10 protein-coding genes are annotated in these 14,261 nt (G+C 57.5%); 6 read left to right on the top strand and 4 right to left on the bottom strand.

The window, feature by feature from the left end; genetic code table 11:
• Positions 1–348: 348 nt before the first annotated feature.
• Positions 349–3,336: an FAD-binding and (Fe-S)-binding domain-containing protein gene (locus C7123_RS01405; protein WP_069175526.1), complete on the bottom strand. Its 2,988-nt coding sequence runs from the start codon at positions 3,334–3,336 to the stop codon at positions 349–351.
• 515 nt (positions 3,337–3,851) lie between these two features.
• Between C7123_RS01405 and C7123_RS01400 the strand changes: the two genes are divergently transcribed.
• From C7123_RS01400 to C7123_RS01375, 6 genes are all read left to right on the top strand, one after another.
• Positions 3,852–4,352: a hypothetical protein gene (locus C7123_RS01400; protein WP_069175525.1), complete on the top strand. Its 501-nt coding sequence runs from the start codon at positions 3,852–3,854 to the stop codon at positions 4,350–4,352.
• An 808-nt stretch (positions 4,353–5,160) separates the two neighbouring features.
• Entirely contained in the window at positions 5,161–7,215 is a 2,055-nt protein-coding gene (gene cooS / locus C7123_RS01395; protein WP_083206913.1) for an anaerobic carbon-monoxide dehydrogenase catalytic subunit, read from the top strand.
• Positions 7,203–8,123 (top strand): ABC transporter substrate-binding protein, encoded by a 921-nt coding sequence (locus C7123_RS01390; RefSeq protein WP_069175524.1) that lies wholly within the window; start codon positions 7,203–7,205, stop codon positions 8,121–8,123. Before cooS ends, C7123_RS01390 begins: the two co-directional genes overlap by 13 nt.
• A gap of 2 nt (positions 8,124–8,125) precedes the next feature.
• On the top strand, positions 8,126–8,896 hold the full coding sequence (locus tag C7123_RS01385; RefSeq protein WP_069175523.1) for an ABC transporter permease: 771 nt from the start codon (positions 8,126–8,128) through the stop codon (positions 8,894–8,896).
• An 85-nt stretch (positions 8,897–8,981) separates the two neighbouring features.
• Positions 8,982–9,767: an ABC transporter ATP-binding protein gene (locus C7123_RS01380; protein WP_069175522.1), complete on the top strand. Its 786-nt coding sequence runs from the start codon at positions 8,982–8,984 to the stop codon at positions 9,765–9,767.
• Between the two features lie 4 nt (positions 9,768–9,771).
• The gene (locus tag C7123_RS01375; protein WP_083206912.1) at positions 9,772–10,791 is read left to right on the top strand and encodes an energy-coupling factor ABC transporter permease; all 1,020 of its coding nucleotides are present in this window, start codon (positions 9,772–9,774) and stop codon (positions 10,789–10,791) included.
• 491 nt (positions 10,792–11,282) lie between these two features.
• On the opposite strand, the gene C7123_RS01370 is transcribed toward C7123_RS01375, so the two are convergent.
• From C7123_RS01370 to C7123_RS01360, 3 genes are all read right to left on the bottom strand, one after another.
• Positions 11,283–11,897: a DUF4827 family protein gene (locus C7123_RS01370; RefSeq protein ID WP_083206911.1), complete on the bottom strand. Its 615-nt coding sequence runs from the start codon at positions 11,895–11,897 to the stop codon at positions 11,283–11,285.
• Positions 11,898–11,996: 99 nt separating this feature from the next.
• Positions 11,997–13,376, bottom strand: a complete 1,380-nt coding sequence (locus tag C7123_RS01365; RefSeq protein ID WP_069175520.1) for a tryptophanase — start codon at positions 13,374–13,376, stop codon at positions 11,997–11,999.
• Between the two features lie 110 nt (positions 13,377–13,486).
• The gene (locus C7123_RS01360; protein ID WP_069175519.1) at positions 13,487–14,008 is read right to left on the bottom strand and encodes a GNAT family N-acetyltransferase; all 522 of its coding nucleotides are present in this window, start codon (positions 14,006–14,008) and stop codon (positions 13,487–13,489) included.
• Positions 14,009–14,261 lie beyond the last annotated feature (253 nt).

Genomic DNA, 14,261 nt, shown 5'->3' with positions numbered 1-14,261 from the left:
CCCTTCAAACATCTATCCTGCTACGCCCCCGATTGCCCTATATATAAGGTATAGGCAATCGCCTCGACCGAGTGATCAGAAATAGAACAAAGCGTAGCCAACCGCAGAGACTGGATGAAGGGGAAAAGAGATTCCGAATACCTATCCCTCCACCTCCCCGATCGCCCTATATATAAGATATAGGCAATTGCCGAGACTGGACGAAGGGAGAGAGGCATTCAAAAGCTCTCCCTTACCGCGCCCGGGATGGGGGATGCGATAAGGGAGAGGCAACCATCTCGTCTCCGGGATAGGGAAAACGATCAGGGGGAAGCATTCACTGCGGCTGGGTGAAGGGCCGCAGAGACATCAACGGGCTTCTGTGCACTCGTTGACTAAGTACGCAATACTCATGTACGGTATCCCCGAGTTGCTCTGGAGACCGATTTCGCACGTGCGACTGTTAGAGTAGCCGGTCACGACTTGCAGTTTTTCGATCTGTGGACGGAGCTTACGCAGCGCATAACGGTTCGACTCAGGATAAGTGAAGCCGCGATCGCCCGCGAAGGCACAGCATCCGATTCCTTCTGGCTCTACGACGTTGTCGGAGCATAGCCGTGCGAGTTGCAATAGCTGACTGCCGAGGCCCATCTCTTTGGTCGAGCAAGTCACGTGGACAGCCACCCGGCGGTCGGTCTTGTGAAAAGTAAGTCGGTCGACCAAGTAAGTCATGATGAACTCTACCGGTTCGTAGAGCTTCATGCGAGTGATGACCTTCCGCATACGGTGTAAGCAAGGACTTTGGTCACAGAGTATGGGGTAGCGACCGTGCTCCGAGGCTTCCCACAGCGACTCCTCGAGCTCGCCGCTTTTCCGATCGGCTATGTCCATCATTCCCTTGCTCTCCCAGATTTGCCCGCAGCACATGCGATCCATATTCCTGGGGAAGATGACTTCGTATCCCGCTTTATTGATTAGCGAGCACATTTCCTCAACGACTGTGTTTTTGACTGGCGATCCCTTTGCGACGCCCATCGTCTGATTGATACAGCTGGGGAAATAGACAACCTTGAGGTCTCCGTGACCCACGTGAGTACCTGGTTTTGGCTGTCGTGTGCTGCGGGGCATAGCCGAAGTCCACAGCGGAAGGCCTATGCGGTGTGCGCCGCTACAGATTCCGCTCATCAGCGAGGTACCAAGGAGTGTGTGGCCAAGGTTCGCGGCGCCCAGAACGAGTCGCAAATTGCTCTTGAGACCGCCCAAATGATCGGCTGCGAACTTGCCCACGCGGTAGCCGGTAGGGTTCTGCATCATGTTTAGCTGACGGATGAGGTGCGTCAAATCGCCCGTGTTGATCTTCATGGGGCAGGACGTGGCGCAGAGACCGTCCGCAGCACATGTGGCGTCCCCATAGTACTCGTAGAGCTTTCGCAATCGGGCTACGCGTTCCGGATCGGCGCCACGATTCTCAAGGTCGCGGATCTCGCGTTGGACAACTATCCGCATCCGTGATGAGATCGTGAATCCGCAGGAGACACAGTTCACCTCACAGAACCCGCACTCAATACATTTGTTTGCCCTTCGGACGCCCTCCACCATATCCTTCGTGGACGAGCGCGTGCCTTCGGCCAGGGTCAGGAATTGCCCGCCGTCGGGTATATTGTCAAAGCGGAAGTCGAGCACAGGCAGCGGCTTAAAGTTTTTGATGAAGCACTGAGGGTCGTCGTTAAAGATCACGCCTCGGTTGAGCAATCCCTCCGGATCGAATATTTGCTTCAACTCTTTCATGGCGGCATACGCGGCCTCTCCCCACTCGTATTTCACAAACGGTGCCATGTTGCGCCCGGTGCCATGCTCTGCCTTCAGCGATCCGTCGAACTCTTCAACCACCAACCGGGCAACGTCGCGCATCATGCTTTCGTATCGCTTCACCTCTGCCTCTGTGTGAAAACTTTGGTTGAGGATGAAGTGGTAGTTGCCCTCGAAGGCGTGCCCATAAATGCACGCGTCACTGTAGCCATAATCCGCAATCAACTTTTGGAGCTTAACGGTAGCCACGGGCAGGTCCTCTAAGTGAAAAGCAACGTCTTCGATGAGGCATGTGGTGCCCTCGGGACGCGTCCCGCCCACGGAGGGGAATATCCCGGAGCGGATGGCCCAGTATTTACCATAGATTTGGGGATCATCCGTGAACTCCGGTTGCTGATAGAGATTAAAGTTGGCAAGGCATTGCTTCACGCGATCGATCTTCGAAAGCAATTCTTCGTGAGTCACGGCCTTAGTCTCAGTCAAAATGGCCGTCAAATTGTGATAGTCGCCCGGCTGGACTCCCGGAACGAGACCTGCGTCGACATCCTTTTTGTACTGGAGAAAGACGGGATCATTCACGGAGCCAAGCGATAAGTAGTCGAGCATCTCGGCACTTTTTACGACGAGGTCCTCCGCGCTCATTTCGATATCCTTTTCGGTCGCCTTCATCCCTTTCATGGCTACCACCGCACGGCAACTCTCTTCCATGGTGTGGAAGTAGACCATCGCGGAGGCGCGAAAACGATAATCGTAGAGCGTTCGCATAGTGACCTCGGATAGGAAAGCCAGTGTCCCTTCCGATCCAACCATGCAATGAGCCATGATTTCGAACGGGTCGTCGTATGCAATGAGTGGCCGGAGATTCAGACCCGTCACATTTTTGATACTGTATTTATAGCGGATACGCTCAGCGAGCTTCTTATCGGCTCGGACCCGGTCTCGGAGGTTCTCAATCCGACGAATCATCTCCGAGTGCGTGCGCCGGAAGGATGCCTTACTGGCTTCGTCTCCGGTATCGACCAGGGTGCCGTCAGGCAAAATGATTCGCGCGCTGATAAGCATTCGGTCGCTGTTTGCGTGCACACCACAATTCATGCCCGATGCATTGTTGCAGACGATACCGCCCACCATCGCACTTCCGATTGAGGCGGGATCGGGCGGAAAGACACGGCCGTACGGTTTGAGTACCCGATTGACTTGGGAACCCACAATACCGGGTTGTAAGCGGATGCTATTGCGGTCATCGCTAATCTCATACTTTTCCCAATGCTTACCGGCGACAATCAGCACAGAGTCGCTGACGCTCTGTCCGGATAGCGATGTGCCCGCGGCACGGAAGGTAAAAGGTAGTTTGTGCTTGTGGCAGGCGCGGACGATTCGTGATACGTCTTCTTCGTCCCTTGCGCGGACGACGACCTTAGGGATCAATCGATAAAAACCGGCATCTGTGCCCCATCCGAGGGTGCGCAATTCGTCGGTGTACACTTGGTCTTTGTCGAGATAACTGCCAATCTCGGCGAGGAAGGCCTCATAATTTTTGGTGTCCATAGAGGTGTGATATGTTTAGTTAGAACTGGAAACCATCTGGAGTGGCAAAACCTAATTACTGCGAGGTATGGCGGACAAACACGGACCGCCACGGAAGTCTAAATTTCTTTATCGTCGAACGAATGTGATACCTGTTTGGTACTTGCGTGGCAAATATACGGCGCTTTTGGATAGCTCGTACTCCATGCGGTGACTAATTATCGTATGTGCGCGCACGCCTATATATAAGGTATCGCCCTACCTCCGGCTGCGCCCGTATCCGTCCCCGCCTTTCGGATCGCTATCGCCCGACGCCGACGCATGCCTCTCTGCGATCCCTCTTCTTACCTCCCCCTCTCCATGAAGCTCCACAGCATACTCTTTCGGCTACCTCTGCTGCTCCATGAAGCCACACCGCAACTCGTCTCTCGAACATAGAAGGCACGCTGCATAGGAATCGTAAGTCTTTTCGGCTATCCCCGCTGCTCCATGAAGTCTCGTCACAACTTATCTCCCCAATTTGAGAGACGCATTGCATGGGTATCGCAAATCCTTTCGGGTTTCCCCGTCTCTCGGCGAAGCCCAATCGCAATTCATTTTTGCGTCTCCAGACACTCCGTGAAGCAAAATCGCAATTCATTTTTGCGTCTCCGGACACTCCGGGAAGCAAAATCGCAATTCCTTTTTGCGTCTCCGGACACTCCGTGAAGCAAAATCGCAATTCGTTTTTGCGTTTCCAGACACTCCGGGAAGCAAAATCGCAATTCATTTTTGCGTCTCCGGACACTCCGGGAAGCAAAATCGTAATTCATTTTGGGCTTTCAGAGGCTCCGGGAAGCAAAATCGAAATTCATTTTGGGCTTCCGGAGACTCCGGGAAGCGAAATCGCAATTCATTTTTGGCTTTCCGAGGCTCCGGAAACGCAAATCGCAATTCATTTTTGGCTTCCCGAGGCCTCGGAAATGCAAATCGTAATTCATTTTTGGCTTCCCGGAGCCTCGGAAACGCAAATCGTAATTCATTTTTCGCTTCACTGAGTCTCCGGAGAGCAAAATCGCAATTCATTTTGGGCTTCATGGACACTCCGAGTATGCCCATCGAAGATTATTTTATGCTTCACTGATAATCAGTAGTTTACGAATCATATTCGTCTTACCCATCAATGAGCCGAGGGAGCCGTCTAAAGTAAGTCATTTGGGCTATCCTGCGCAGATGGTAGCTCGGCCTAGCTATTCATTTTGAGCTTCCTATACGCATAGCAGTAGCCCTCAGCGTGTCGTTATAGGTATCCATCGCTTAGGGTAGTTGTCTATACATATCCAGCAAGAGAATCGCCTGTGCACATGCCTCCCGATGACATACCCCGCAAAAGCATCGCCTATGCACGCGTCTTCCGATGATATACCACGCAAAAGCATCGCCTATGCACGCGCCTTCTGATGACATTCCCCGTAAGAGAATCGCCTATGCATGCGCCTTCCGATGACAGATCCGTTATCCGAGGTATCTCTTTCTTTCAGTAGGATAGGGGCGCAAAAGCATACGCACCTCAAGGCGTCCGAAGAAGGATTGACATGGAATCAGACAGAACCGGTAGACGCGGGTGGTACGCCATACATTCACGCGCCGATTACCTCCTGAATGACCGACTTCGGATCAATAGATAGGTAAGGCGTAGGCTATGCCGCGGAGGGTCGGCTATACTTGATCATATCGTGGAGGGCGATTGGCGGGCGGTCCTATCGCCGGGGGCTGCAATCTACCATGACTGTGGTATTTCCTGCCTCGACAGGAACCCGGACCTTTGCCGCCGTAAAAATTCACATCCTAAAACAGTTTCATCACATGTCACCTCATTCATCACACGATCACGTGCACACGCACGAAGAGCAGGCGCATACCCACGGTATTTCGTATGCCCATTCCCACACCCATAGTCATGGCCACGGGCACCCGCATGTACACGGCGGTACGGAGGACTATATGGCGGCCGTGAATGCTTATCGGAAGACGTTTTCCAACAAGCAGCGCGTCATTGAGCAGACACCCGACCCCGCCGTGCGAGAGATGTTGCTTCATATGCAGGAGATGGGACTCGAAACAGTCTTCGATCGCTTCGATGCACAACAGCCGCAGTGTAATTTTGGCTTAGCGGGTACGTGTTGTAAGAACTGTTTTATGGGCCCCTGCCGAATTACCAAGAAGGCGCCCCGCGGTGTTTGCGGTGCGGACGCCGACCTCATCTCGGCGCGGAATCTCTTGCGGCATGTGGCAGCGGGAACGGCGGCCCACGGCGCTCGCGGGCGGGAGAGTATGCTGGCACTCAAGATGGCCGCTGAGGGCAAAGCTCCGATCGCCATCGAAGGTGAGGAGAAGATCCGGGCCGTCTGCAAGACGTTTGGCATCGAGCAGGAAGGGCGGTCACTAAACGAGTTGGCAGGCGAAGTGGCAGATATCTTGCTCGCGGACCTCTCGCGAACAGTCCCGGACAAGCACCGCACGCTCTACGCCTTTGCCCCGAAGGAACGGATTGAGGCATGGGAGAAGGCCGGCATCATGCCGCTCGGGCCGTATCACGAAGCCTTCGAGAGCCTGCACCGCACCTCCACCGGTACGGATGGCGACTGGCGTAACTGTATGCATCAGTTTCTGCGTACGGGCGTCTCGTTCGCTTGGTCGTCGTGTCTCGGATCGTCGATCGCCATGGATAGTCTGTACGGCCTGCCCCAGCGAAGCACGTCGAAGATCAACCTGGGCGCCCTGCGCATGGGTTACGTGAACATCGCGGTGCATGGACACTCGCCGCTGCTGGTTAGCGAAATCGTGCGCGTCGGCCGATCTGACGAGATGGTGGAGTTGGCTAAATCTAAGGGCGCGAAGGGTATCCAGTTCTATGGCATCTGCTGCTCGGGCCTGTCGGCCATGTATCGTTACGGCGGAGTCATTCCGCTCTCCAATGCAGTGGGATCGGAGTTAGTGCTGGGTACAGGTGCGATCGACCTTTGGGTAGCTGACGTGCAGGATGTCTTCCCGTCCATCATGGATGTAGCGTACTGCTTCCGGACGACAGTCGTCACGACGAGCGATTCAGCCCGACTGCCGGGCGCCGAGCATTACGGCTTCGATCACGAACACTCTAATATCGGCGAGATTAACTCTATTGCACGGAAGATTGTCACCCGGGGCATTGAGAGCTTTGTTGATCGTCGGGACATTCCGGTCAAGATACCGCAGTACGAGGTAGAGGCTGAAATGGGATTCTCGGTAGAGTGGGCCGGTAAGCACTTCGAGCGTGGACTGCGTGATTTGGCAGACGCGCTGCGCAGCGGTAAGATTCGCGGCATTGTCAACTTAGTTGGCTGCAATAACCCCCGGCTTGTTTACGAAAAGGCCATCGTGGAGGTGGCGCAGATACTCCTCAAGAACGACATCCTCATCTTTACTAACGGATGCGCGTCGTTCGGATTACTGAAGCTGGGATTCTGCTCCAAGAAGGCGTTAGATTGGTGTGGCGACGGGTTACGTGAATTCCTGGTCGACCAGCCTCCCGTGTGGCACCTCGGCGAGTGTCTTGACAACGCGCGCGCCTCGGCTTTCTTCAGTGGGATAGCGGCCGCCGCAGGGGCAGCCATTAAGGATATGCCCTATGCGTTCACATCGCCGGAATGGAGCAATGAGAAAGGCATTTGCGCCGCCCTTGCTTTCCGCTTATTGGGCATCAACTCCTATCACAGTGTCTACGCCCCCGTGCAGGGCTCACCTGGTGTGGCGGAGTTTATGGCCACAGGCACGAAGGAGCCGCTCGGGTCTGAGATGGTCGTCGACGTAGATCACATCTCGCTGGCCAATAAAATCGTGGAGCATATCTCGAACAAGCGGCAGGCCTTATGGGGCGAGTAGCCGCCTTACTGCTTACTCTGTCGCTGATGGCCTTGACCGCGTCGTGCCGCAAGTCAGGTGCGGCGGATGAGCACACGATTCGCCTGGCTTATCTGCCCATCTCGCACGCCTTACCAGTTATTGAGACGGCCTCGGATCCCGAACTGCGCGTGGAGCTTATTCGCTATGGATCGTGGCCCGAGCTGATGGACGCACTGATCACAGGTCGCGTGGACGGCGCGTCGGTGCTCATCGAACTGGCCATGAAGGCGCGTGAACGCGGCGCACCGCTAACGGCGGTGGCGCTGGGCCATCGTCGCGGCAACGTGATCGTGGCGGGCGCTGGGGGCGCATCGGCCGAGGCGCTGCGTGGGCGTGTATTCGCCATACCGCACCGTAACTCATCGCACTATCTCCTGTTCCGCTCACTGCTGGAGCAACATGGCTTGCAGCCGTCCGAAGTGCAGGTGGTGGAGCTATCGCCTTCCGAAATGCCTTCCGCCTTGTTTACTGGTCAGATCGGCGGGTACTGTGTAGCGGAACCGTTTGGTGCGGTCGGTATCGCCAAGAGTGGCGGACACGTTATCGGCGAGTCTGATGCGCTCTGGCCCGACGGGCTTTGCTGCGCACTGGTGCTCAACAATCGGATGATCGAGCAACGCCCGTCGCTGGCTGCACGCTTAGTGAAGGCTTACCACGCTGCGGGCAATCGGCTGAGCGACCCTAATGTGGCCTTGCGCGCCTTGAAGCAAATCAGTCGTCAACCGGACGACGTGCTGCGGGCATCGCTTCGTTGGATCGATTTTTCTCAACTGACCATCACGGAGACTGCTTACCGTGACCTCGCCGAGCGTATGCGTCGGTATGGATTGTCGGAGGCACCGCCGGAGTATGCGGACTTTGTGAACCCCATAGTAGATCAGCAATAAGGATGAATGGCAAGGCTTTTCTCAAGGCACTTTACTATACGGTGGCATCGTTCACGGTGGTGATCGTCCTGTGGCAGGTTGCCATCATGGTTTGGCGACCTGGCGACTTTCTGTTGCCCTCGCCACTGGCAGTTCTTCGGGCGTTGGTCGCATGGGTGGTCGACGGTACATTGGCGTTAGGCTTACGCGACAGCTTGGGGCGTTTCGTTGTGGGATACTCCGCGGCTGTAGCCGTGGGCGTCGCCTTCGGATTACTGCTCGGTTTATGCAACAGCCTCTTCCGCTATGCTTACCCGCTGATTCAGTTGGTGCGACCCATAGCGCCGGTGGCTTGGATGCCCTTCATCGTCTTGCTTCTTGGTATCGGCGACGCCCCCGCTATCGTGATCATTTTCCTGGCGGGGTTCTTCCCCGTACTTCTGACGACGGCCTCTGCAACGCATCGGATCGACCCGATCTATGCCAAAGTAGCGGCCAACTACGGAATGGCTCGCTCGGCATACGTCTTTCGCATTGTCCTGCCAGCCATCTTCCCGCAGATCGCCAATAGCTTGCACATTGCCTTAGGCACATCCTGGATCTTCCTCGTCTCGGGCGAGATGATGGGTGCACAGACAGGGCTGGGCTACATGATCATTGATGCACGTAACAACATGCGAACGGACCAGCTGCTGGCCACGATGATCGTGATCGGTGCCGCGGGGTTCGCCCTCGACTTACTTGTCGGGCGGCTAACGTCTTCGGTACTCAAGCGCTGGGGGGCTGTCGCATGAGTCTGCGGAGCAACAGGTGCCTCCATACCCGGGTGCGCTCTTTTCGTTCTTTGTTCTTAGTCTTTCGTTCTTCAGCTTCCACTACATGTACATCGAGATAGACCACTTATGCAAGCGGGTTGTGGCGCGTGACACGGATGGCGTACGCCGTGAGCGCGTCATCTTGGACGACATCACGCTCAGCATCGACCGCGGAGAGTTCGTTTGTTTGCTTGGCTTCTCCGGTTGCGGAAAGTCCACGCTGCTGAACCTGCTCGCCGGATTCGATCAACCCACGTCCGGACGCATCAAAGTCGACGGTCAGCCCGTGACACGCCCATCCAGTAGCCGCGTGATGATCTTCCAACAATACGGATTGCTACCCTGGCGCACAGTGGAGCAGAACGTCATGCTCGGTCTGGAGGCCCAGCGACTTCCGCGAGTCGACCGGCAGCGTTTGGCAGAGGAATACCTCTGCCTGGTAGGTCTGTCTGACCAGGCGCACAACTTTCCCGCCCGGCTCTCAGGGGGGCAACAACAACGTGTGGCACTGGCCCGCGGACTGGCGGTGAATCCCCAAGTGCTCTTCATGGACGAACCCTTTGCGGCGCTCGATCCGATCACACGCCACCGCTTGCAAGACGATCTGCTGCGCATCGTGAGTGAACGGAGCAAAACGGTCGTCTTCGTCACGCACGACATCCACGAAGCGATCTATCTGGCCGACCGCATCGTCGTCCTATCCTCCTCTCCCGGACGTGTTCGGCGAGTACTCACCATCGACAGTCCCCGACCCCGAAGCCGCGACTCGGGTGCCTTCGCCCGACAGTACGATCTCCTCTATCACGAGCTCTACTCCCTGTCGAAGCAACCCATAGAGTACTATATATAAAGGTATGCGCAGGGGCCGACGACTCGCCCTTACGCGCCCCGCAAAGTCACTAATAACTGCGGCCAGTAGGCCGCCCAACTCATGTATTCCTAACCGCGGCATAGCCGCACAACAACATCACATCATTATGCACCTTCCATCAGAAATGCTTCATGGCAGCATTTGCCCCGTAACGGCAACAATCGCCATCGCCGGAGTGGCCGCGGCCACCCTTTTCGCACGTAAGTCCGACACGCGCCCGTCCGCCTCACGGTTTGCGCTTGTCAGTGGCACCGTCTTCGCCCTTCAAATGCTGAACTATCCGATCGGAGGCGGCCTGTCTGGCCATGCCCTCGGCGGACTCCTCGCCTCGAGTCTGCTCGGTACGCCCTTCGGTATACTGAGTGTGTCGCTCGTGCTCCTCCTGCAAACCCTCCTCTTTGCCGACGGCGGACTGCTGATGCTCGGCGCGAACACGCTGAACATGGCGCTTATCGGAGCGGGTCTGGGCGGCGTACTCCACGCTCGACTCCAGGCGCACGTGGGCCGATCGGTGTCGCTGGTTGCCTCCGCCGGACTGTCTGTGATGGCTGCCGTAGGCGCACTTGTCGCTGAACTCTCCGCAGCCGGAGTCGGCTCGTCCGCGCTTTACACTTCGCTGGCCATCCACCATATCCCGGTGGCTCTGGGCGAGGGCCTCGTTACACTGCTGCTCTACCGCCTTCTCTCCGCAGTCCCCCTGACGGACGCTGCGAAGGGAGCCTCTCCCGTCGCCCGTTCGACTGCGTGGACGGTTTACGGAGCCCTGTTGATCGGCGCCCTCCTTTTGGCACCGTTGGCGTCCGCCTCTCCCGACGCATTGGAGGGCACGCTGAGCAGTTTCCACCTACTGCCCGACGCACCGAACTTCGCGCATGCCCCTTGGGCCGATTATCAGTTCACAGCGGACGGGGGCTATCTGTCTATCTTCCTTGCGGCTCTGGCAGGCTTAGGCGCCACGTTGCTTTCTGCTATGCTGCTCCGTCGAGCCATCAGCCGAGCGTAATAAGGTATGCGATCGGGCCGTCAAGTCGCTTGACGGGCCCGCTGGCACGCAGCGGCGTGAAAAAGTCGCTTGACGGGCCCGCTGGCACGCAGCGGCGTGAAAAAGTCGCTTGACGGCGCCGCTGGCACGCAGCGACGCGAAAAAGTCGCTTGACGGCGCCGCTGGCACGCAGCGACGCGAAAAAGTCGCTTGACGGAGCCGCTGGCACCCAGCGACGCCAAAAAGTCGCTTGACGGAGCCGCTGGCACGCAGGCTCCTCAAAATGTCGCATGACGGGCTCGCTGGCACGCAGGCTCCTCAAAATGTCGCATGACGGGCTCGCTGGCACGCAGGCTCCTCAAAATGTCGCATGACGGCGCCGCTGGCACGCAGGCTTCCCAAAATGTCGCATGACGGGGTGGGCTACTCACATGAGATACAAAGACTCGGAACCGATGGCTGTTTCCATCTGGCTCCGAGTCTTTGCATGATCCAATCCCGACGCGTGAGGGTCAATCACCGAAGCGGAAAGTCACCCGGTCATAGAAGATCGGCCTGTATTGCTCCAGCTGTTGCAAGCTGCCATCGACAAAGCAGACGATCAGGCTGACGGTGGCGTTCTCGCCCACGTAGCGCAGAGCCGACTCCACGCCAGGGCTGAGGAAGGAACCAGACGCGGTGTAGAACTTCTTATCCCCGTGTACGTAAAAGCCTCGCGAGGAGACATACTGCGCCGTGCCGTAGATAAATTCGATCGGCGCTTTTTCGTTGACAAAGAGGTTGAAGGGGATCGCCGTGTCGAGCTGGAAGAAGTCTTCGCCGCTGCAACGCATCAGCACATCCGTGCGGCCCATCACGGCGCGGTTGCCATTCCCGGAGTCGATCACGTGCAGATAGACTTTGCCTTCGTTCAGGCCGTCGTCGATCAAGTAATACTGGTTCTTGCCGAAGACGCCATTGGCGGGATAGCGGTGCAGCACCTCAATGCCGCGTTCTTTGATAAACTTCTCGACGGCCTTACGCTCAGCCCGCTGTTTGCTGGCGAACGATTCATCCTTGCCGCACGAGGTCAGGGTCAGCACAGCCGCCATCAGCAACGCCATGCCCATGAAAATCTTTACTCTCATCTTGTATAACTACTTGTGGGTTTTGTACGGGCGGCAAAAATAGACGCAGACATGGCATTGCGACGCACCGGTCACTGCTTCCAAGGTTTCTCAGACGGTCTATTCCGCCGGTGCAAGCTCGACGGTGAAGTGACGCATGATGGGGTGCTCCTTCGTGATGCGGTAGCCACGGGTGATCCGTTCGCGGCGGTCGAAGACGTTCTTCAGCGCCGCAGCCACGACGTCCATATGGTTGTCGGTGTACGTGCGGCGAGGGATGGCCAGGCGCAGCAGCTCGAGCTTCGGGTAACGGTTCTCGCGCGTCTTCGGGTCGCGGTCGGCCAGGATGGCGCCGATCTCCACGCCGCGGATGCCGGCCTCGAGGTACAGCTCCACGCCGAGCGTCTGGGCGATGAACTCCTCCTTCGGCACATGCGTGAGGACACGTTTGGCGTCGATGAAGACGGCGTGACCGCCGACGGGGCGTTGGTAGGGGATGCCGTACTCGTCGAGACGGTGGGCCAGGTGCTCCACCTGCCGGATGCGTGTCTCGAGATAGTCGAACTCCGTGCCCTCGTCGAGGCCCACGGCCAGTGCGTTCATGTCGCGGCCGCTCATGCCGCCGTAGGTGATGAAGCCTTCGTTCATGATGCAGAACATCTGGCAGCGGCGCCAAAGCTCCTCGGAGCGGAAGGCCACGAAGCCGCCCATGTTCACGATCGCGTCTTTCTTCGATGACATGGTCATGATGTCGGCGTAGGAGAAGATCTCGCGCACGATCTCTTTGATCGACTTGTCGGCGTAACCCGCCTCACGCGTCTTGATGAAGTAGGCGTTTTCGGCGAAGCGGGCCGAGTCGATTTGCAGCTTCACGCCGTAGCGGCGGCAGAGGGCCGAAACCTCGCGAATGTTCTGCATCGACACGGGCTGACCGCCGGCGGTGTTGTTCGTGATGGTGAGCACGACGCAGGGAATGCGTTCGGCGGGGTAGGAGCGGAGCACGCGCTCGAGCTTCTCGACGTCCATGTTGCCTTTGAAGGGCAGCTCGAGCTGCGTGTCGGCGGCGGCGTCGATGGTGCAGTCGAGGGCGGTGGCGCGGCGAAACTCGATGTGCCCCTTGGTGGTGTCGAAGTGGGAGTTGCCGGGCAAGATGTCGCCCTCGTGGACGATGGCGGAGTAGAGCACGTTCTCAGCCGCGCGACCCTGATGGGTGGGCAGGAAGAAGTCGAAGCCGAGGATACGGCGGATGGCCTCGCGCATATTTTCGTACGAGCGTGCACCGGCGTAGCTCTCGTCGCCAAGCATGAGGGCCGACCATTGGCGGTCGCTCATGGCGCCGGTGCCGGAGTCGGTCAGGAGGTCGATGAAGACCTCGTCGCTCTTCAGCATGAAGAGGTTGTACTTTGCGTCCGCCATCCAGCCTTCGCGTTCTGTGCGCGTGCTTTTGCGGATCGGCTCTACCATTTTAATGCGGTAGGATTCGGAAAAAGGGAGTTCCATGATGTTTGGTGTTTGATGGGTTTATGCGGCATTCGCCGCGGTAGTTATAAGTAGTTACGGCCTTGCGGCCGGGTAGTTATGCGCCTGCGGCGCGGTAGTAGGGGCACCCCTTATGGGCGCCCGGCCGAAGGCCGTTCCAGGTCGAACGCCAAACGTGGGCTGCCGTCGCGGACGTAGATGATGCCGCAGGGGCGGAAACCGTAACGGGTGATGGCGCGGAGCATAGGGCGATTGTCGGCGTGGGTATCGATGCGGAGATAGTCCGTTTGGGCGGCGCAGTAGTCGAACGTGGCGCGGGCAATGCCGTGCGTGTGACCGTCGGAGGTCATGCGGTGGATGGTGCCGTAGGGGCGATCGGCGTGCCAGTGGCCCTGCTCGATGAGGCGATACGTGGGTTCCTCGCCGAGGATGAAGACGAACGTGCCGACGATCGTTTGGCGATCTGCCGGCGTGCAGACGTAGCAGTTTCCGTGGGCGATGTCCGCCCGTACAATATCCGCGTTGGGGTAGCCTTCGACCCATTGCGACGGGTTGCCGTTGGCGGCCATGAAGCGGCGCGCCGTATCGAAGAGTGACAGGATGGCGTCCAGATCGTCAGCGTTGGCCGAGCGTATGGTGAGGGAAGTATTCATGGATGTGCTTTCGTTTTCTTTTAAGCGCAGGCAAAGATAGAAGCGCGCGCCACTTCTGGCAGAAATGTGTGTCTGATGGATGAAATTTCCCCAGAGGGAGGCCCAGATGACATGCTTTGGGAGGTACGGCGAGGCATCCCGCGGCGGGACGAGATCAAAATGACCGTTGAGATGCTATCCCGCGGCGGGACGGGGCCAAAATGACTGTTGAGACGCCATCCCGCGGCGGGACGAGACCAAAATGACGGTTGAG

Origin of the sequence: Tannerella serpentiformis (assembly GCF_003033925.1) — a bacterium.
Classification (GTDB): domain Bacteria; phylum Bacteroidota; class Bacteroidia; order Bacteroidales; family Tannerellaceae; genus Tannerella; species Tannerella serpentiformis.
The sequence above is the reverse complement of the archived record's forward strand: the minus strand, read 5'-3'. Positions and strand labels throughout refer to the sequence as shown.